Source organism: Undibacterium umbellatum (assembly GCF_014284125.1).
In the GTDB taxonomy this organism is placed as follows: Bacteria; Pseudomonadota; Gammaproteobacteria; order Burkholderiales; family Burkholderiaceae_D; genus Undibacterium; species Undibacterium umbellatum.
Genome location: NZ_JACOFX010000005.1, coordinates 273,186 through 292,459 on the forward strand (window position 1 = coordinate 273,186; position 19,274 = coordinate 292,459).

The window sequence follows — 19,274 nt, forward strand, 5'->3', positions numbered from 1 at the left end:
GCGTATTGGAGAATTATCGTGTCTGGATTTAAGCTATCCGAAGTGCTGCAGGCCATGCTGTTCGCTTGCGCACTGGCAGGCATATTGACCGGAGTCCTGATACAGGAGATGGGGTTTGGATTGCTGATTTTCCTAATCGGCTTCGCGCACGCACTAGTGCTGGGTTTGCCAGCTTTTGTGTTGTTAAGCAGGGCAAAAAAAATCAATGTCTGGACGACGGTAGCTTGTGGTTTCCTGATAGGTTTGATACCCGTTAGCGTGCTTAACTGGGATATAAAACTCCTGTATCTGATGTTTGCTGGAGTCGGCAGTGTAATTGCCGGGCTGTTCTGGGTATGTTTGACATGGCTGATCGCCAGACACGATTCCCTGGCCAGCATTGACGCCAGGCCAGCCAGGAAAGCATAGACTGCGTGCATTTGCTCCTTACAGATCAAAAGGATCACGGCAAAGTGCTTGCAAATGCAACTTGCTGTTATGAAAGATTTTGTGATGGTCACGGCATACCGTAATGCACAAGTATTCTTCTTCCAGAGCCTGTATCGCCAGCACATAAACGGCAGACCTCGCTTGCGGATGAGCCTGGAGTCTGGCTGTAGCGACAGCCTCATAAAACCGCACATAAGCTGCACGCGCGTTGAGCTGTGGTGCCTGTTTCTCGTAGACACCAAAAAATTGATCTGCATCATCATAGTCTTGTATCCAGCCACGGGCGACGATGTCAAATTCACCGCTGTCAACAAATTCATAGACTTGCGCCGCATTTTTTGTGCGTATCAATTCACATTGGATGCCGCAAGCCTGCAGCACTTCAATGCAGCCATCCAGGGCAGTAGTCAATGGCCCGCGTCCTGCCGCATAAATGATGCGGACTGCGACGTCAGAAAAATGCCCTGACCACCGCTGCTGGAATTCCGCCAGGCTGACATCGCTTGCTTGACGTGACGGCATGGTCAATATGTCGGCGGGAATAAAATCGGTATGGTAAAGCGCACCCAGTTTTTCACTGGCCCGTTTTTGAACCAGTGCGTGAAAATCCCTGCGCATATCCAGGTTGTTGAATATCCCTGCGGCATTTAATATCAGCATGCCCGACCAGCGATCACGCAGTGGTGTGGAAAGCATTCCTGGCATGGCATCCAACTTTAATTGATGTTTGCGCTCCAGTAGCACTGCACTCGTCGTTCCAGTTTGCAAGGACTGCAACACCCCGTCAAATTTATCATGTAGTTGCATGCAGATACTACCTGGTAACTGGCGTTGACCCGCATAAGCAGGATTGCGCACCAATTGTATTTCTGTATGGCTGGCAGACAATACTGTCATCGGGCCTGAGCCTAAGATGCTACCCTCACCAGCCAGCAGGCATATCCCCATGGCGGGATGAGCAAGGATTTCCAGCAAGGCACAATATGGCCGCTGCAATTGCATGAACAAGCGATTCTCTTCATCATCAGCATACAGGCCAGCCGGTATGTCGCCTTCAGTACACGCGGCTGCGCCAACGATCAGTTCACGCAATAGGTCTGCAAAGATGGAGGCAGAGGAAGGCCAGACATGCCGTGCCAGGCTACGCGCCACATGGCTGGCCAGGACAGGCTGGCCGTTCTGGAAACTGGCTGGTGAAATGGCAAACGCCCATTTTTGATAGTCGGCAGAATGTGTCCAACTGCTGGCCAGATCGCCAACTGGTGTATCGGCAGAACGATTAATGCGTAACAAAGTCTGGTACAGCAACGAACTGAGCGGGTGACACACTGCATCCGTCTTGAGCGGGTCAATATGAAAGAGCTTGTTAAGGGTGGCAATGTGCAGAGTCATGGGCGAACAGGATGGCAGTCAAAACACTATTTTCCTCTTTTGCTCATGCCGGCAAACGGCGTAATTCATCCTGAAAAGCCGCCGCGCAGCAATTTTGCACATCAATTTGGCATTTCGAAGCGATACCCTACGCCATACACAGAATGCAGGCACTCATTGTCAGGCAGTTTGCTTTGTATTTTTTTGCGGATGTTCTTGATGTGCGTATCGACCGTCCTGTCATTGATATCTCGCTGGTCTTCATGGGCAAAATCAAGTAATTGCTGGCGTGAAAAAACCCGTTCGGGATGACTGATGAACTCCGCCAGCAAACGATATTCTACCGGTGTCAAATTCAAAGGCTGCCCATCCACCAGTATGCGCAACTGTTGCCTGTCTATGGCAAAGCACGACTGCGCCACAGCGGGCTGCTGATCGTGACCAGCCATGCTGCGGCGCAAATGCACCTTGACACGCGCCACCACTTCACGTGGACTGAAAGGTTTGCAGACATAATCGTCGGCCCCGGTTTCCAGACCCAGCAATCTATCAACTTCTTCCACCCTGGCGGTTAGCATGATGATGGGGAGCTGGCTGAACTTGCGCACTTCCCGGCAAATGCTAATACCATCAAGTTCAGGCAACATCAGATCCAGCAAGATCAGATCGGGCCGTGCGGACTTGACTTGCTCCAGCGCCAGCCTGCCATTGACTTCATGGCTGACCAGATAATCAGCCGACAGTAAATAGTCCCTGAGCAGGGCGGCAATTTTCAGATCATCTTCAACGATAAATATGTGAGCCTTGGTTTTCATGGCAATAATTTATGCTGTTTTGATGCAGGGTAATTGTATGCGTATTTTCACGCCACCCAATTGCGAAGGGGCAGCGCTGATTTGTCCACCATGGGCTTCCACGATGACCTTGCAAATGGACAGACCAAGCCCACTGCCGCCATTGGCGCGACTGCGTGCATAATCGGCACGATACAGACGATCAAACAGCAAGGCGTGTTTGCCGTCAGCCACGCCTGGGGCACTATCTTCCAGGCTCAATTCCATTAATTCGCCATTCCTTACCAGGCTACATACAATCACGCCACCACGGTCAGTATAGCGTATGCAGTTTTCCAGCAGATTGCCCAGTACCTGGGTAAGGCGGCCACCATCGGCCGTGGTCCAGGCAGGCGTGTCGCCGATCTGGCTTTCCAGGCGCAAGCCAGCCTGTTCTATACGTAAGGCAAAGCGTTGCAGCAAGTCTGCCAGCAAGAGACGCAAGTCCATGTCCACAAATTGATAGTGCAGGTCACCACTATCGGCCAGCGTCAACTGGCGGATATCGTCGACCAGCTTATTCAGATGACGCACTTCTGCATGTAGGGACTCCATTGCCGCTGGTGTGATATGGCGCACACCATCCATCAGTGCTTCTATCTCCCCCTGAATGACAGTTAGCGGAGTGCGCAATTCATGAGAGATGTCGGCCAGCATCCGGCTTCTTTGCGCCTCATTTCTTTCCAGGTTCTGCGCCATGCTGTTGATGTCGCGTGCCAGGTCGCCGAGTTCGTCCTGGCTGATCATTTCGGCCCTGGCATCCAGCTGGCCCTTGGAAATCTTTGCTGTGACCTTATGCAAGGATTTTAAAGGACGTAATAAATGCCTCGCTAGCCACAGTGAGAACGCCAGCGATATCACGATCAATGCCAGCGCCAGCCATAAGGTATGACGTATTTGCACACTGACAAAATCGACCGCACTGGCATTCGAAATTTGCCGCAAGGGGGCCAGTCTGAGCATCCCTATTTTTTCATTATCCAGCATGATAGGCACGGTGCTGCCACCTGGCGCATCGCCTGGACCGATCAGCGGCTGGCCATGCTTGTCTATCAGTGACAATCTTTGTCCAAAGTTCATTGGATCCATCGGCGGCCTTTGTTCAGGCGGAGCGTCCCGGGGTGGCCTGTCCTGGGATCGAGGGGGAGGTGGCGGACGTTCTGCATGATGATCTTCAGCTCCTCCTTCACGTTCCGGGTCGCGCCTGCGCGGCGGAGGGGGTGGCCGGGCATTTTCATTCTCGGGACGTGGCTTGCTGCGTATCTGATCCAGCAAATCCCGCATGGGCCGGCGGTTGGCCTGGAAACGATCAAAATTGCCATTTTGACGATAGTCCTCTGCCAGCAAATTGCTGAGCCTGACCAGGTCTTGCTTTTCCAGGTCGCTGAGATAAGCAATAAAGCCACTTTTCAGGTTTTGGCTGGTCACCCAGGCCAGTGTGCCTATGCTGATGATCACAATTGCCGTAATGGCCAGAGCGAGCTTGCGGGCGATCGTCAGACGCATACTTGATTGCTCCAGTGTAAATAGTGAATAACGATGCCATTCAATTATGGAGGAATCATGAAGTAAACACGATGATCTGTGAATAAATATTTCCCTGCAATTTTTTCCTCAAGATGGGGAAAAAATCTGGATCTTCATTTTTTCTTCACATTCAGGAGACATCCTGCATTCAGTCTCAGATCCTGGATATGGGTATGTCCGGTTCTTGAGTAGGAAAAATGACACTCTTAGGGAGACTCAACATGAATTTATCTGCACAATTACAGTGGCTGCCCAGCAAACGCAGGGCGCAAATTTCCATTGCCATATTCACTTTGTTGAATCTGGCTGCCTGCGGAGGCAATAGTACGACAGGATCGACTGACAATGCTGCCGAGCAAGCTGTACCGCCAGACACAATGTTAACGGCACTGAACGCGCCCGGTTCGGCTCCCGGTTCGGCTGCGCCACCAGCGGACCAAGCCACATTGATACCTTTTGCCAATGAAGAGGGTGCCGCTTTGACGGTGTCAACCACGGGTAGTATAGACAAGAACAATGCTTTTTTTAAAGCTTTTGGCAATGGCCGCAGTTGCGCTACCTGTCATCAGGAAAGCCAGGGTTGGAGTATCAGTCCGGACTCTTTGCAGGTGAGATTTGCACAAAGCAATGGCGACGATCCGGTTTTCAGGCTGGTGGACGGGGCAAACTCACCCAATGCCCTAGTGGCTAGCATAGATCAAAAGCGCCTGGCCTATAGCATGCTGCTGACCAAGGGGTTAATCCGGGTCGGTTTGGCTGTGCCTGCCGATGCTGAATTTACTCTGGTCAAGGCGGATGACCCTTATGGCTATGCCAGCGCAAAAGAACTGTCCTTGTTTCGCAGACCGATGCCGACTACCAATCTGAAATTTCTGAGCACAGTAATGTGGGATGGTCGTGAAACTTTTGCTGACGCCAGGTCTAATCTCTGCATACGCAATAGCCGGCCTTTGCAGTGTTTTTCCAGCACCGATTTCGACTTGCTGCATCAGTCGAACAGCGCCGTTACTGGACATGCACAAGCAGCACAAGGTTTGACGGCTGCAGAACAGCGAAGCATAGTCGATTTTGAAAAGACGCTATTCACTGCTCAAGTCAGCAGCCTGGTTGCCGGTAATCTGACCGATGCTGGAGCAAGAGGTGGCCCTGCAGAACTCGCAAAGAACAATTTTTATTTCGGTATCAATGATCTCGATGTCGGTGATTATGTCACGGGTGCGCCATTTGATCGCAACGTCATGAACATGTTTACGAACTGGCGTGGACTTGACAGGCCAACACCACCAAATCCACCTGTGCAAGGACGTCCGCAGCAGCCACCACAGCCGCCAACAGCGATCAATATTGTCAGGGCATCCATCGCCAGGGGCGAGCAGATTTTCAATAACAAGCCTTTCAATATCAGAGGAGTAGCTGGCTTCAATGATGAGTTGCGTTTGCCTTTGCAGCGCGCAACTTGCGCCAGTTGCCATAGCGTAGGCAATGTGGGCTCGCATTCAGTGCCCCGCCTGTTCAATACCGGCGTATCAGATGCCAGTTTGCGCACCCCTGACATGCCCTTGTACACACTCAGGAATAAACTGACTGGTGAAACTGTAGAAACGACTGATCCAGGCAGTGCCATGGCGACAGGTAAATGGAAGGATATAGGCCGCTTCAAAGTGCCTAGTTTGCGTGCCATAGAATCCCGTTCACCGTATTTTCATAATGGCGGCATGGTCGAAATAAGCGACGTCGTCAGGTTCTATGACAGGCGTTTCAATATGGGTTTGACGCCGCAGGAAATTATTGATTTGACTGAGTTTTTGAAGGTGCTGTAAAGCGCAGTAGAAGAGTAGAAAAAGAGCAGGCTGATGGCCTGCTCTCTTTCTATCCGGCGTAAAAACAACGGCCGCACACATGCTGATAGCGTTCATTTCCGCCAATATCAATTTGCTCGCCAGATTTCATGCGCCGACCATTTTCATCGACACGAATATTCATCGTTGCCTTCTTGCCACAGGCGCAGATGTTTTTCAGTTCTTCGATATCATCGGCCAGTGCCAGTAGATAAGTAGAGCCAGTAAATGGCTCACCCAGGAAGTCGCTGCGCAAGCCGTAGCAAATCACCGGCACGCCGTGTACTTGCGCCAACTGATGCAATTGCCTTACCTGATCAGCCGACAGGAACTGCGCCTCATCCACCAGCACGCAACTTACTTTCGGCGCTTCTGCCAGAAAATCAAAATGGGTATCAAAAACTTCGGCCTGCCTTTGCGGCCCCAGACGGGAAGTGACTTTGCCTGCGCCATATCGGTTATCGATGGCAGCGGTGTAGAGACGGACTTTTTGTCCCTGCTCTTCGTAATTGTGTGCCACTTGCAAAAGTGCCGTGGATTTTCCTGCGTTCATTGCTGAATATCTGAAGTAAAGCTTGGCCATACCTGTTTCCTGTTGGTTCTTGCCGACTGTTGCACATGTTGCTGGTGAGAACAGTCGCCTATTTTTTTCGCTTAGTTGTCAATTTATTGTCGATTTTATTGAAGTGAAAAAATTTGATATTGGGGTCTTGAAACTATGTAAGCCAGCGCCATTTTCTACTCAGCAGATGCTCGAAGCTGAGGTCTGCTGAAGAAAGTAAGCAGTAGTAGTTTTAAGAAAAGTTTCCAAACATTTAATTTATATCGCTTCAATTTATAAGGATATTATCATGCGTAATTTTGACTTCGCTCCTCTGTATCGTTCCGCTATCGGTTTTGACCGTCTCGCACAGTTGTTTGATGATGCACAACGTACTGAAGCTGCACCCAGCTATCCCCCCTATAATATCGAGCTGATTGCAGAAGATAAATATGCAATCACCATGGCAGTTGCAGGCTTTGACCGCAGCGAAATCGACATAGAAACCGAACGTGACACCTTGAAAATTGTTGGTCGCCGCCAGAAAGCAGAAGGCACGCGCAATTTCCTGCACCGTGGCATTGCCTCACGTGATTTTGAACATCGTTTCCGCCTGGCCGATCACGTCAAAGTCGTCAGTGCGCGTCTTGACAATGGCTTGCTGAATATCGAACTGGTGCGTGAAATTCCAGAAGCGCACAAACCGCGCCGCATCCTGATTGATGGCGATAATCTGCAACTGGTTGAGTCGCAAAATCAATTACAACGCCAGGTCGCTTAAGTGAAAACTTAGACAATGAAGAGTGCCCATGAAAATTCATGGGTCCGATCACCATAAATAGAAAAAAGCATGGGCAAGCCCATGCTTTTTTATCTTCTGCAGCTCAAAAATTTCAAAGGAAAAGCTATTTTTTGAGTAGAATGGGGCTGAAAGTCTGCAAATGGCTCACATCTCATATGAACGAAAAAACATATTTTTGTGACTCGCTGATGAATTTTATATTTTATAGAGCTGCCTATGAGAAAGACCCTGAAGTCTGGCATTTTCTCGCTGGGACTGCTGCTATGTCTCAACTGTGCCTTTCATATCTCCGCTCATGCAGAAGATGACGGCAGAGACTTGAATCTGACTACCCTCACAGGCGACTGGAATGGCCAACGCCAGACCTGGCTGGATCGGGGTATCAGTCTGGATTTCACACATCGTAGCGACATCGTCCGCAACCAAGATGGTGGTATCGCCACTGGTACCAAATGGCTATCATATACCGATTCCAGGATACGTCTCGAACTGAACAAACTGATGGGATGGGACGGCTGGACTGCCTATGCTCAATTTCATAGCGAACTGGGCGGCAAACCAAATATACAAAAAGTTGGTAGCTTCATCGGTGTTGATAATATTGAAGTCAATACCAATACCGCCCAGTTTTCTGCATTGTGGCTGGAAAAGAATATTCTTGACGACAGGCTGGCAGTATTGCTTGGCATGTATGCAATTGATACTGAATTTTATGTGACTGATAGCTCGGGTGTATTTTTGCAACCAGCCATGGGCATGAATATTTCAGTTGCACAAACTGGCAAGAATGGCCCACCTATCTATCCCATGGCATCATTTGCTACACGTGTCCGTTACAAATCTGTGGACAAGAACACTTATCTTCAAGTAGCCGTACTTGATGGCGTGCCGGGTGACCCAGAAAATCCGCGTGGTACCCACGTCAAGTTTGCCAAGGGGGATGGTGTCTTGCTGATAGCAGAGGCCGGACATTTTGGTGAAAAGCCGGGCGGTGATGACAAGGCACTCAACAAGACTGCCATAGGCATATGGCGCTATAGCAGTCATTTTGATGAGATCAGCAGCCCGGATGAAAATGGCAAGCCTTTGCAACGCAAGAATTTCGGCTGGTATATCCTGACTGAACGCACGTTGCTGCCAAAAGCCGGTCATCCCGGCCAGGGGCTGCAAGGCTTCTTGCGTTTTGGTACCGCACAAAAAGATATTAACCAGTCTGACTGGTCAGTGAATCTTGGCTTGAATTATGTAGGTTTTTTCGACGGGCGTGCTGAGGATCAGCTTGCTTTGGGTATGACCTATGCCCATGCCAGTGAAAAATACCGCAAGCTCAACCATGCAGATAATTTTGAAGCTGTTGCAGAGGCCACTTATAAAATGCAGGTTCGCCCCTGGCTGGTGGTACAGCCAGCGGTGCAATGCGTTTTTAATCCCAATATGGATGCCAGTCTGAAGAAAGCCTGGGTAGTCAGTGTTAGAACGGAAATAGCATTCTGAAAATTTAAGAACCTATGATATTGGATGCGTTTACTTCACGAATATCCTTGGTGCCTGTCAAGGCCATGCTGACATCGAGTTCTTTTTGCAAAATTTCCAGCATCTTGGTGACACCCGCTTCACCCATGGCGCCCAGACCATACAAAAAGGCACGGCCTATCATGCTGCCTTTGGCACCCAGCGCAGTGGCCTTCAATATGTCTTGCCCAGTGCGTATTCCACCATCAAACCAGACTTCAGTCTGATGACCTACCGCATCGACAATTGCCGGCAGAGCCTGTATTGAGGACATAGCACCATCAAGCTGGCGGCCACCATGATTGCTGACGACAATGGCATCGGCACCTGCTGCTACCGCCAGCCTGGCATCTTCAACATCCAGTATGCCTTTCAATATCAGCTTGCCACCCCATTCTTTTTTGATCCAGGCCACGTCGTCCCAGCTCAAGGTAGGGTCGAACTGGCTGGCAGTCCATTGGCTCAGTGTGACTATGCCGTCTCCGCCTTTGACATGACCAACCAGATTGCCAAAGGTCTTGCGGCCAGTTAAGGCACGCAAGGCCCAGCCTGGCTTGGTGGCCAGGTCGATGACATTCGCTAGTGTAAGCTTGGGTGGCACGGACATGCCATTTTTCAAGTCTTTATGACGCTGCCCCAGAATCTGCAAATCCAGGGTGAGCACAAGGGCTGAGCATTTGGCATTTCTTGCCCTTTGTATGAGTTCCTTGACAAAACCGCGGTCACGCATGACATACAACTGGAACCAGAAAGGCTTGGTAGTCACGCTGGCCACATCTTCTATAGAGCAGATGCTCATGGTCGACAGCGTGAAGGGGATGCCAAATTTTTCTGCCGCAATCGCCCCCAGCATTTCACCATTGGCCCACTGCATGCCGGTCAAGCCGGTCGGTGCTATTGCCACCGGCATGGCAACTTCCTGGCCTATCATTGTCGTGCGGGTCGTGCGGTGTTCTACATTGATGGCAACCCGCTGCCTGAGCTTGATGGCTGCCAAGTCACTGGTATTGGCCTTGTAAGTCGATTCTGTGTAAGAGCCGCTGTCAGCATAATCATAAAATGCTTTAGGGACACGTTTTTGTGCCAGCAGGCGTAAGTCTTCTACACAGGTGATGACGGGCATGAGGGACTCCAGCTAATTAAGTAGTAAGACTAGTGTATGAGATAAGCGTCAAGGCATGGCAGAAAAGCTTTCAGACTTTGCATGAAGGAATTTCAGCAATGCCAGGCTTTATTCAAGAAACCGCGCAGAGATCAGCCCGCGCAGCCACTGATTGCCGGCATCCTGATTGTAGCGTCTGTGCCAGAACATATTGGTTTGCAGGGCTGGTAAGCGTAACGGCGATTTGACATAGCACAGGCCAAAAGGGGCGGCAGCACGCTCGGCCAGTTTTTGCGGCACGGTCACCAGCAAATCATTGCAACTGACGATGTACGGCACAGCAACAAAATGCGGCACGCGTAAATGAGCGGAGGCAATGACCCCCGCTTTTTCCAGGCTTTGGTTGACCTTGGCATAAGGACTTTCTTTTGAGTCAACAATTAAATGGCGCGCGGCCTGAAAATCCTTCATCTCCAGCTTGTCGGCCGCCAGCGGGTGGCTTTGCCGGAACATGCAGACATAGTTTTGCTTGAACAGGCGGCGCTGGTACCAGGCATCTGATAAATGATCAAATGCCCCTATGGCAAGATCTACCCGGCCCGACTCCATTTCTGTTTTTAAATCAATATCACTGGCGCGCACTGTCGATAACTGTACCTGAGGTGCCTGGCTATGCAGATATTCCGCCAATATAGGCATGAAATACACTTCACCGACATCGGTCATGGCAATCGTGAAATGGCGCTTGCTGCTGGCGGGGTCAAAATTTTCCTGGCGGTTCAGGGCCTGGGTGATATGGGTCAAGGCCAGCGCCACAGGTTCTGCCAGTCGTTCTGCCAGCGCCGTGGGTTGCATGCCTGTTGCCGTACGCACAAATAATTCATCATCAAAGCTGCGTCGCAGCCTGGCCAGGGCATTGCTGACTGCGGGCTGCGACAAGCCAAGCTTGCGGGCGACAGAAGATATCTGGCGGTCTTGATAGACTTCCTGGAATACCACCAGCAAGTTCAGGTCTATGTCTTTAGGTTCCAGCATGGCGCTCCACTATTATTGATTTCGTGAATGTAGTACATTTTTGTATTTATATCGTAAAACAGGAGACTTTGCATTAAAGTGCACCTGTACAAAACTCACATTGCAGGAAACGCCATGAGCAAGCACGACGCAAGAGAAGTCCAACTTCAGTACCAGACCGGTTTTGCCAATGAATTCGCCAGCGAGGCATTGCCAGATGCCTTGCCCAGGAGCCAGAATTCTCCACAGAAATGCGCCTACGGCTTGTATGCCGAACAAATTTCCGGCACTGCCTTTACGGCCCCGCGCCATGCCAATCGCCGTTCCTGGTTTTATCGCATACGTCCAGCTGCCATGCACCAGCCGTTTAAGCAAGTCAGCAATGGCCGTATGACGAATGATTTTGCTGCAACGCCCAGCACGCCAAATCAGTTGCGCTGGGATCCCATGCCCATGCCCGCTGAGGCCACCGACTTTATCGATGGCTGGCTGACGATGGCAGGCAATGGTTCAGCCGATGGCCAGACTGGTTGCGCCATCCATATCTACACGGCCAACCGTGACATGACGACGCGGTTTTACTACAACGCCGATGCTGAATTGCTCATCATCCCCCAGCAAGGCCGCTTGCATATTCGTACTGAAATGGGTTTGCTCGATATAGAGCCGCAAGAAATCGCTGTGATACCGCGTGGCGTGCGCTTCCAGGTGCAATTACCAGATGGTGAGGCATGTGGTTATGTTTGTGAAAACTTTGGTTCCATGCTGAAACTTCCTGACTTGGGCGTCATAGGTTCCAACGGCCTGGCCAATCCGCGTGATTTTCAAATTCCGGTTGCCTGGTATGAAGACAAGGAAGGTGAATTTGAATTGCTGGCCAAGTTCAGTGGTAATCTGTGGTCGGCAAAAATAGGTCATTCACCACTGGATGTGGTCGCCTGGCACGGCAATTTTGCGCCTTACAAATATGATTTGCGCCACTTCAATACCATAGGCTCTATCAGTTACGATCATCCAGACCCATCGATCTTCCTGGTCTTGCAGGCAGTCAGTGATACGCCAGGCGTGGACACCATAGACTTTGTGATCTTCCCGCCACGCTGGCTGGCGGCAGAAAATACTTTCCGCCCACCCTGGTTCCACCGCAATATCGCCAGTGAATTCATGGGCCTCATCCACGGTCAGTATGATGCCAAGTCGACCGGCTTCCGTCCTGGTGGTTGCAGTTTGCATAATTGCATGAGCGGCCATGGACCGGATGCGCCGACGTTTGACAAGGCATCCTCGGCAGATACCAGCAAACCACATAAAGTCGATGATACGATGGCCTTTATGATAGAAACGCGTAATATCATCAAACCTACCCGCGCAGCCATGGAAGCCGCGCAATTGCAGGCTGACTATTACCAGTGCTGGCAAGGTATCAAGAAGAATTTTAATCCGGAGCAAAAATAAATGACGGTACAACCTAACGAAACCCATGATGTCAGCTTGCGTAGCTGGGTCGCCTCGGCTAATCAGACTGGCACCGATTTCCCTCTGCAAAACCTGCCATATGGCGTGTTCCGTCGCCAGGGCAGCAACCAGGCATTTCGAATCGGTGTTGCCATCGGAGACCAGGTGCTGGATCTGGCAGCCGCCCATGCAGCCCACGCCTTTGCTGGTTACACAGAATTGCAGGGTGGGCATTTCACCAATGCCGTCAATGCCAGTAACCTGAATGCCCTGATGGGCTTGGGTGCGCCGGTCTGGTCCGCATTACGGCTGGCTTTGTCACGCGTTCTGCGCGAAGGAGCAAGTCAGCAAGGTGCGTTGCAAGCCTGCCTGCTGGCGCAAGGCGCAGCTGAATTTGCCTTGCCTGCGCAGATTGGTGATTACACCGATTTTTATACCTCCGTCCATCATGCGACGGCTGTCGGTAAATTGTTCCGCCCGGATAATCCTCTGCTGCCGAATTACAAGTGGGTGCCTATTGGCTACCATGGCCGTGCATCGTCCATAGGCGTATCAGGGCAGCAATTCCGCCGCCCGGTGGGCCAGACCAAGCCACCTACTTCTGATACTCCGGTGTTTGGCCCTGCCAAGCGCATGGATTATGAAATGGAAATCGGCATCTTCGTCGGCCCCGGCAATGCCCTGGGCGATGTCATCAACATGGACAAGGCAGAATCCCATATTTTTGGCCTATGCCTGTTGAATGACTGGTCAGCCCGTGATGTGCAGGCCTGGGAATATCAGCCCTTGGGCCCATTCCTGGCAAAGAATTTTGCTTCTACTATTTCTCCCTGGGTAGTGACGCTGGAAGCCCTGGCACCATATCGTCATGCCTGGACGCGCGACGCAGAAGACCCGCAACCCATGGCTTATCTGGATACACCAGATTTGCGTGAAAGCGGTGCCTTCGATATACAACTCGAAGTCTTGTTGCAGACAGAAAAAATGCGCTCTGACGGTGCACCGGCAGAGCGCTTGTCTCTGTCTAATTTCCGCCATTCATACTGGACGATAGCGCAACTGGTCACCCATCATACGGTCAACGGTTGTAATCTCAATCCTGGTGATTTACTGGGGTCGGGTACGCAATCTGGGCCATTGGCAGAAGAGGCAGGTTCTTTATTGGAACTCACTGAAGGTGGCAAGAAGGCGCTGACCTTTAGCAATGGCGAGCAACGCATATTTATGGAAGATGGAGATGCCATCATCATGCGCGGCTGGGCGCAGAAAGAGGGTTGTGCGCGGATAGGCTTTGGTGAGGTGGTGGGGACTTTGTTGCCAGCCAGGACTTGATAGTCGTTTTTTAATCAGCGCTCGGTGATTGAGACTGGCCGTCGATAGAAAAACCGTGTTCTTATTAACGTCGTTCCAGCGTACTTGTGGCTGGAACACAGTGGCGTTTGTTGCATCTCCGTACTCTGATTAATGCGATTACTCTCTGTGGATACAAGCCGGGTCTCGGCCCGGCAGCCGAGATACTTTCTTTTGCTTCGCCAAAATAAAGTATCCAAAGAAAAGGCGACCGAGGCGTCGCTGCCCCTAACGGGGTTCCCTTTGCTGCAAGTCAAAAAATGGGAAATCCCCGAAACTCGCTTCGCTCAAACACGGGTATTTCTTCATCCATTTTCCGCCTCGCATCAAAGGCATCGACACATCGGAATTCGACGTCAAAATCAACTGCAAAGCAACTGCAACGTCATCGCGACCGATATTTATATTTCTCAAGGACTCAGTTATACATCCCTTCAGTAAAGGCCGCGATGCCATTCTTCCCTTTAAATCTGCACCCAGTTACCTTTAAAGATAATCGGCCCAGACGGTTTCTCAGGATTGCCCGATCCACCTTTGGGTTCCAGCGTCACCGCCAGCAAAGGGACGCTGTCTGCGGTCATGTCTTTAGGCATGGGCAGAGTGATGATGCCCTTGTCGGCCACCAGGCCCAGGGATTTGACTTTACCGTCTTTACCCACTGCCCACAGTTCCAGGCTCTTGTCAGCAGCGATGTTTTGCGCCGTCACCATGCGTATCTGTAACTGGCCGCGTTTGGTGTCGCCGGTAATTACAGCGATAGCCTGTGCTTTTTCATCTGACAGAGTGGCGACATAGTTGGTTTGTGGCGTCGCCTGCTGATCCGCCTGTTTGCTGAGCAAGACGGAGACCAGTACCACAGCGGCAGTGGTTGAGAACATGCCCAGGCCGCGCCAGAAAGCCAGGTCTTCGCGCAATTTACCCCAGTTGCGCCAGTAGGCCCATGGGTCTTTGGTGGTGCTCAGGTTCAGGCGTTTTTCCAGTGCTGGCCAGACTGTTGCCGGTGCTGTGACGGCAGGTGCAAATTCAGCCATGGGTATCAGATGCGCTTCCCATTGGCCTACCACCTGGCGCAAGGCTGCATCCTGTTTCAGCCAGGCTTCAAATCGGCGGCGTGCGCCACCGCGCAGGGTGCCCAGTACATATTCAGAGGCCAGTTTTTCTTGCAAAGCCGGGTTGTTTTTGAGTTGTAGTAAATTCATTATGCCTCCAGACGTGTGAGGCAGGTGCGCAGCTTGTCGAGTCCGCGTCTGATCCAGGTTTTCACTGTCCCTATCGGCAATTTCATGTGTTCTGCTACTTCGCTATGCGACAGATCATGGAAAAATGCCATCGCCATCGCCTGCCTGTGCAAACCTTCCAGACGTGACAGGCAGGATGCCAGTGCTTTGGCATCCTGTGTCAATTCCAGCGTCTGCGCTGGTGTCGGTTCAGTGCTTTCCATGGCTTGCATGATTCCCATATCAAAATTATCAGCATCGATTTCTACATCGTGATCAACACGGCGCAAGAGATCGAAAGCGCGATTGCGTACTATCGTTGTCATCCAGGTCATGGGTGCTGCCAATCCAGTCTGATAACTGCCCGCGTTATTCCAGATGTTGACAAAACTCTCTTGTAAAACCTCTTCTGCCAACTCACGCTTAACTAATATACGCAGCGCGAAGCCAAACAGTTTCGCTGAAGTGGCGTCATACAGTAATTTAAATGCCTGCGCGTCTTTGCGGGCGACGGCGGCTAGCCAGTTTTGTAGCTGGCTGGTATCCAGGGCGGCAGTGGGCAATTGCTTATCCAATCTTGGCTGTCGTTATAGTGTAGACATGGGTAGAGGTGCGCTGATTTTAGTCTATTTTTACTTCACACACAGACCACGTATCAGGATTTCTTGCTTTCTGTATGCATAAACAGGGAGGGGTGTTGCTCGGCATATTCACGCAAGAGATTCCAGACCACACGCACTCTTTGCAGGCGGTACAAGTCACTGGGTGCAGCCAGCCAGTAAGAACGCTCGGTAAAGAAACTGTCTTGCAAAACCGGTACCAGAGTACCGCTAGCCGGGATGGCATATGGCGGTGCCATGATCAGGCCCATGCCAGCCGCAGCGGCTTCACATTGCGCCATCATGCCTGTGCAGCACAAGCGCCTTTTTGGCGTAAAGCCCAGCTTGTCGAGAAAGTTGAGTTCATTACTGGCCAGGCGATCTTGTACATAATCGACAAACTCATGCTCGGCCAGGTCGGCCTCACTCAGGATGGGTGGATGGCGTGCCAAATAATCTGGTGATGCATATAAATTCAAACGAAAGGTAGCCAGACGAGTAAAAACATAGCGTCCGGTATTGGGTGGGTCCAGCATGACACCCAGGTCTGCCTCGCGCGTAGCCAGGTTGGCGAAACGCGGTTGTACCAATAAATCCACACTCAGCTCAGGATGGTCTTTCAGCAGATGTACCAATAAGGGGGCGATGACCAGAGTGCCAAACATTTCAGGCACGCCCAGACGTACTACGCCATGGGCGGAGACACTGGCTGCACCCAATTGATCGGTGGCAGTCAGGGCCGCGCTTTCCATGGCTTCGGCGTGGGGTAGCAGGGCGTGACCCATCTCGGTCAGCTCATATCCTTCACGGCTGCGGTCAAACAGGGTGGAGCCCAGTTGGGTCTCCAGCCGATCTATTCGACGTGCCACTGTCGTATGTTCCACCCCCAGGCGGCGTGATGCGCCGGACAGCGTGCCAGCACGGGCAAGCTCCAGGAAGTAACGCAGGTCAGTCCATTCAGGCATGCTATTCATGGGGCTAATTGTGCGGCAAAGCACATACAGCAGCAAGGTTTAATCCATTTCTTCTTTGCAATAATGAAAGAATTGGGGATTTTGCACAACAAGTGGGCAGTTTTAATAGCACTGTCTTCACTCTGATGTGCATTTATGCACAAAGGGTGGGCGTGCATACGCTTTCTAGGATTTTTCTTTCCGTGCACACTGGCTGCCATGCGACATACAACATGTAAGAACGTGTTTGCGATCTTACTGCGCGAGCGTGATCGGGGCTCATGCGCTGCTCAAAATGCTCATGTACTTAAGTACATACCGCTTTTTGCGCTGCGTTTTTGTTACCCCCGACCCCGCTGACGCTCGCTCGCTACAGATCGTAAACGCGTTCTAAAAGGCGCACATAAAAATACAGGAGACAGAAATGAACCAGAGCAAGAGAAAGCAGAAATTCTTACGTCGGTCCGCTGCAGCATTGTTGGTCGCATCAGGAACCGTTGCAGGTAGCGGTATCAGCCAGGCACAAACAGTAACAGCTCCAGCAAGCACTGAAGCCAGCAATGCCGAACCGAGCACGGTACTGGTAACTGCCCGTCGTCGTGAAGAATCCCTGCAGGATGTGCCGGTCTCCGTCACTGCTTACTCTGCCGAACAACTCTCCAAAACAGCGGTTCCTGACATTATCGGCCTGGTACAAAGCTTGCCTAACACCACCATGAAAGCTTCGAGGGCCACCAACTCTACTTTGACGGCCTTCATCCGTGGTGTCGGCCAACAAGACCCACTGGCCGGTTTTGAAGCAGGTGTAGGTATTTATCTGGATGATGTCTACATCGCCCGTCCGCAAGGCGCGGTGTCTGACATCTATGACGTAGAACGCATAGAAGTATTGCGCGGTCCTCAGGGGACTTTGTATGGCCGCAATACCATAGGCGGTGCCGTCAAATATGTGACGCGCAAACTGAGGCCGGAAACCGATGTGCGCCTGAAAGCAACGGTAGGTACCTATGGTCAGACCGATGCAGTGCTGACAGCCAGTTTGCCGGTATCTGAAACCCTGCGGGTTGGTGCATCACTGGCAAAATTCAAGCGTAATGGTTATGGCAAGAACTTGCTCACGGGTGCCGATAACTATGACAAGGATGTCACCGCTGCCCGCCTGAGCGCAGAGTTTACACCGTCCTCAAATTTATTCATTCGTGTATCGGCGGATACCAGCCAGGATGATTCCAGCCCCAAGAATGGCCATCGCCTGACCGTCAGCAATGCCAGCAAGGCACCGATACTCGACAATGTATTTGATACCCGCGCCAATCTGACGACAGCACTGGGCCATTTGCAGCAAGTAAAACAAAGCGGTGGTTCTGCCCTGATTGAATGGCAGATCAATAATGAGCTGACCTTCAAATCCATCACCGCCAGCCGCCGCGATACATCTTATGCGCCTATCGATTTTGATTCTCTGCCTGTAGTTGATCTGGAAGCACCAGCCGTCTACAAAAACCGCCAGTTCAGCCAGGAATTACAACTCAGCTATAGCGGCAAGACCATACAGGGCGTGGCCGGTGTGTATTACATTGACGCCAATGCCTATAATAAATTCGATACTCTCCTGAATGGTGCCTTGCCCTTGTCTGTGTTTACCATGGGTGACGTTGACACCAAGGCCTGGGCCGTGTTTGCTGATGGCAGCATGAGCTTGTCGGACACTATCAGCGTTTCTGCCGGTGGCCGTTATACCTCGGACACGCGCCAGGCCGCAGTTTTGCGTCAACTATATCTGGGTACCAAGAGTTCACCAGAAATGGGTAACCCAAGTGCAATACTGTTCCGTACTGACACCAATCTGACCAAGAGCGATCTTGATCGTACCGATACCAAGTTCACCCCGCGCCTGTCATTGAACTGGAAAGCCAATGCCGATAACAATGTGTACGCTTCCTGGTCGCAAGGCTTCAAGGGTGGTGGTTTTGATCCGCGCATGAATGTGGTTGGCACCAAGATCAGCCTGGAAAAGGCAAAAATGGGTTACGAGCCGGAGGAAATCGAAACCGTGGAACTGGGTTTGAAGTCGCAATTCGACAAGGGTCGCATCATGACCAATGCTGCACTGTTCTTCAGTAATTACAAAAACGTGCAGATACCTGGCTCGGTCGCGGTGGATACCAATGGTGACGGCAAGGATGATAATTTCGCCGGCGTCACCACAAATGCCGGCAAGGCGCGCATCAAGGGTTTTGAACTGGAAGCGACGGCACGTATAACCGATGCCTTCCGCCTGTCTGGCATGTTCAGCTATATCGATGCGAAGTACACGCAATTTATCGTCGCTGGTGTGGATGTCGCTAGTCAAAAAGTATTCCAGAATACACCCAAGCAATCGGCCAACCTGACTGGTAGCTATGACTGGCCGTTGAACCTGGTTGGCAGGAACGGTACGCTGTCGCTGATCTCCAGCTATTCCTATCGCGCTGCGACCAACCAGTTTGAAACACCAAATGCACTGCTGGATCAGGAAGCTTATTCGCTGTGGGATGCCAGCCTGGTCTGGACTAGCACAGACAAGCGCCTGCGTGCTGGCTTGCATGGCAAGAACCTCAGCAATACCAAGTACAAGGTCGCAGGTTATCTGTTCCCAACGCTGGGCCTCGAAGGCAGCACCACAGCCTTCTATGGCAATCCAAGAACAGTCTCAGCCACGGTGGAATACCGTTTCTAGTCTGTGACACCG

General features: G+C 51.4%; 16 protein-coding genes. 7 read left to right on the forward strand and 9 right to left on the reverse strand.

Going from position 1 to position 19,274, the window contains the following annotated elements; genetic code table 11:
• Positions 1 to 18 precede the first annotated feature (18 nt).
• Positions 19 to 408, forward strand: a complete 390-nt coding sequence (locus H8L47_RS12930; RefSeq protein ID WP_186954003.1) for a hypothetical protein — start codon at positions 19 to 21, stop codon at positions 406 to 408.
• 18 nt (positions 409 to 426) lie between these two features.
• Here the strand turns inward: H8L47_RS12930 and H8L47_RS12935 are convergent, their stop codons facing one another.
• From H8L47_RS12935 to H8L47_RS12945, 3 genes are all read right to left on the reverse strand, one after another.
• Entirely contained in the window at positions 427 to 1,821 is a 1,395-nt protein-coding gene (locus H8L47_RS12935; protein WP_186954004.1) for an ABC transporter substrate-binding protein, read from the reverse strand.
• A 101-nt stretch (positions 1,822 to 1,922) separates the two neighbouring features.
• Positions 1,923 to 2,615: a response regulator gene (locus H8L47_RS12940; RefSeq protein ID WP_186954005.1), complete on the reverse strand. Its 693-nt coding sequence runs from the start codon at positions 2,613 to 2,615 to the stop codon at positions 1,923 to 1,925.
• A 9-nt stretch (positions 2,616 to 2,624) separates the two neighbouring features.
• Complete coding sequence (locus H8L47_RS12945) at positions 2,625 to 4,139, reverse strand: ATP-binding protein (RefSeq protein WP_186954006.1); 1,515 nt, start codon at positions 4,137 to 4,139, stop codon at positions 2,625 to 2,627.
• Positions 4,140 to 4,381: 242 nt separating this feature from the next.
• Here H8L47_RS12945 and H8L47_RS12950 point away from each other — a divergent pair, with 242 nt between their 5' ends.
• Positions 4,382 to 5,980, forward strand: a complete 1,599-nt coding sequence (locus H8L47_RS12950) for a cytochrome C (protein ID WP_186954007.1) — start codon at positions 4,382 to 4,384, stop codon at positions 5,978 to 5,980.
• A gap of 49 nt (positions 5,981 to 6,029) precedes the next feature.
• Here H8L47_RS12950 and H8L47_RS12955 read toward each other — a convergent pair whose 3' ends face one another.
• On the reverse strand, positions 6,030 to 6,581 hold the full coding sequence (locus H8L47_RS12955; protein WP_186954008.1) for a thymidine kinase: 552 nt from the start codon (positions 6,579 to 6,581) through the stop codon (positions 6,030 to 6,032).
• A 268-nt stretch (positions 6,582 to 6,849) separates the two neighbouring features.
• On the opposite strand from H8L47_RS12955, the gene H8L47_RS12960 reads away from it, so the two are divergent.
• Together H8L47_RS12960 and H8L47_RS12965 are read left to right on the forward strand one after the other, a co-directional pair.
• A complete protein-coding gene (locus H8L47_RS12960) occupies positions 6,850 to 7,320 on the forward strand; it encodes an Hsp20 family protein (protein WP_186954009.1) in 471 nt (156 codons plus the stop codon).
• Between the two features lie 237 nt (positions 7,321 to 7,557).
• Positions 7,558 to 8,835 carry a carbohydrate porin gene (locus tag H8L47_RS12965; RefSeq protein ID WP_186954010.1) on the forward strand — a complete coding sequence of 426 codons (1,278 nt, stop codon included), beginning with the start codon at positions 7,558 to 7,560 and terminating at the stop codon, positions 8,833 to 8,835.
• A 4-nt stretch (positions 8,836 to 8,839) separates the two neighbouring features.
• On the opposite strand, the gene H8L47_RS12970 is transcribed toward H8L47_RS12965, so the two are convergent.
• Positions 8,840 to 9,976, reverse strand: a complete 1,137-nt coding sequence (locus H8L47_RS12970; protein WP_186954011.1) for an alpha-hydroxy acid oxidase — start codon at positions 9,974 to 9,976, stop codon at positions 8,840 to 8,842.
• 108 nt (positions 9,977 to 10,084) lie between these two features.
• On the reverse strand, positions 10,085 to 10,990 hold the full coding sequence (locus H8L47_RS12975; RefSeq protein ID WP_186954012.1) for a LysR family transcriptional regulator: 906 nt from the start codon (positions 10,988 to 10,990) through the stop codon (positions 10,085 to 10,087).
• A gap of 114 nt (positions 10,991 to 11,104) precedes the next feature.
• On the opposite strand from H8L47_RS12975, the gene hmgA reads away from it, so the two are divergent.
• The gene (gene hmgA / locus H8L47_RS12980) at positions 11,105 to 12,424 is read left to right on the forward strand and encodes a homogentisate 1,2-dioxygenase (RefSeq protein WP_186954013.1); all 1,320 of its coding nucleotides are present in this window, start codon (positions 11,105 to 11,107) and stop codon (positions 12,422 to 12,424) included.
• Positions 12,425 to 13,756, forward strand: coding sequence for a fumarylacetoacetase (fahA, locus tag H8L47_RS12985; RefSeq protein ID WP_186954014.1), 1,332 nt, complete (start codon positions 12,425 to 12,427; stop codon positions 13,754 to 13,756).
• Positions 13,757 to 14,238: 482 nt separating this feature from the next.
• On the opposite strand, the gene H8L47_RS12990 is transcribed toward fahA, so the two are convergent.
• The 3 genes from H8L47_RS12990 to H8L47_RS13000 all read right to left on the reverse strand — a co-directional run bounded on the left by H8L47_RS12990 (position 14,239) and on the right by H8L47_RS13000 (position 16,564).
• The gene (locus H8L47_RS12990) at positions 14,239 to 14,973 is read right to left on the reverse strand and encodes an anti-sigma factor (RefSeq protein WP_186954015.1); all 735 of its coding nucleotides are present in this window, start codon (positions 14,971 to 14,973) and stop codon (positions 14,239 to 14,241) included.
• Positions 14,973 to 15,554 carry a sigma-70 family RNA polymerase sigma factor gene (locus H8L47_RS12995; RefSeq protein WP_186954016.1) on the reverse strand — a complete coding sequence of 194 codons (582 nt, stop codon included), beginning with the start codon at positions 15,552 to 15,554 and terminating at the stop codon, positions 14,973 to 14,975. Before H8L47_RS12995 ends, H8L47_RS12990 begins: the two co-directional genes overlap by 1 nt.
• Before the next feature lie 92 nt (positions 15,555 to 15,646).
• Entirely contained in the window at positions 15,647 to 16,564 is a 918-nt protein-coding gene (locus H8L47_RS13000) for a LysR family transcriptional regulator (protein WP_186954017.1), read from the reverse strand.
• Positions 16,565 to 16,967: 403 nt separating this feature from the next.
• Here H8L47_RS13000 and H8L47_RS13005 point away from each other — a divergent pair, with 403 nt between their 5' ends.
• Positions 16,968 to 19,262, forward strand: coding sequence for a TonB-dependent receptor (locus H8L47_RS13005; protein WP_186954018.1), 2,295 nt, complete (start codon positions 16,968 to 16,970; stop codon positions 19,260 to 19,262).
• Positions 19,263 to 19,274: the final 12 nt, after the last annotated feature.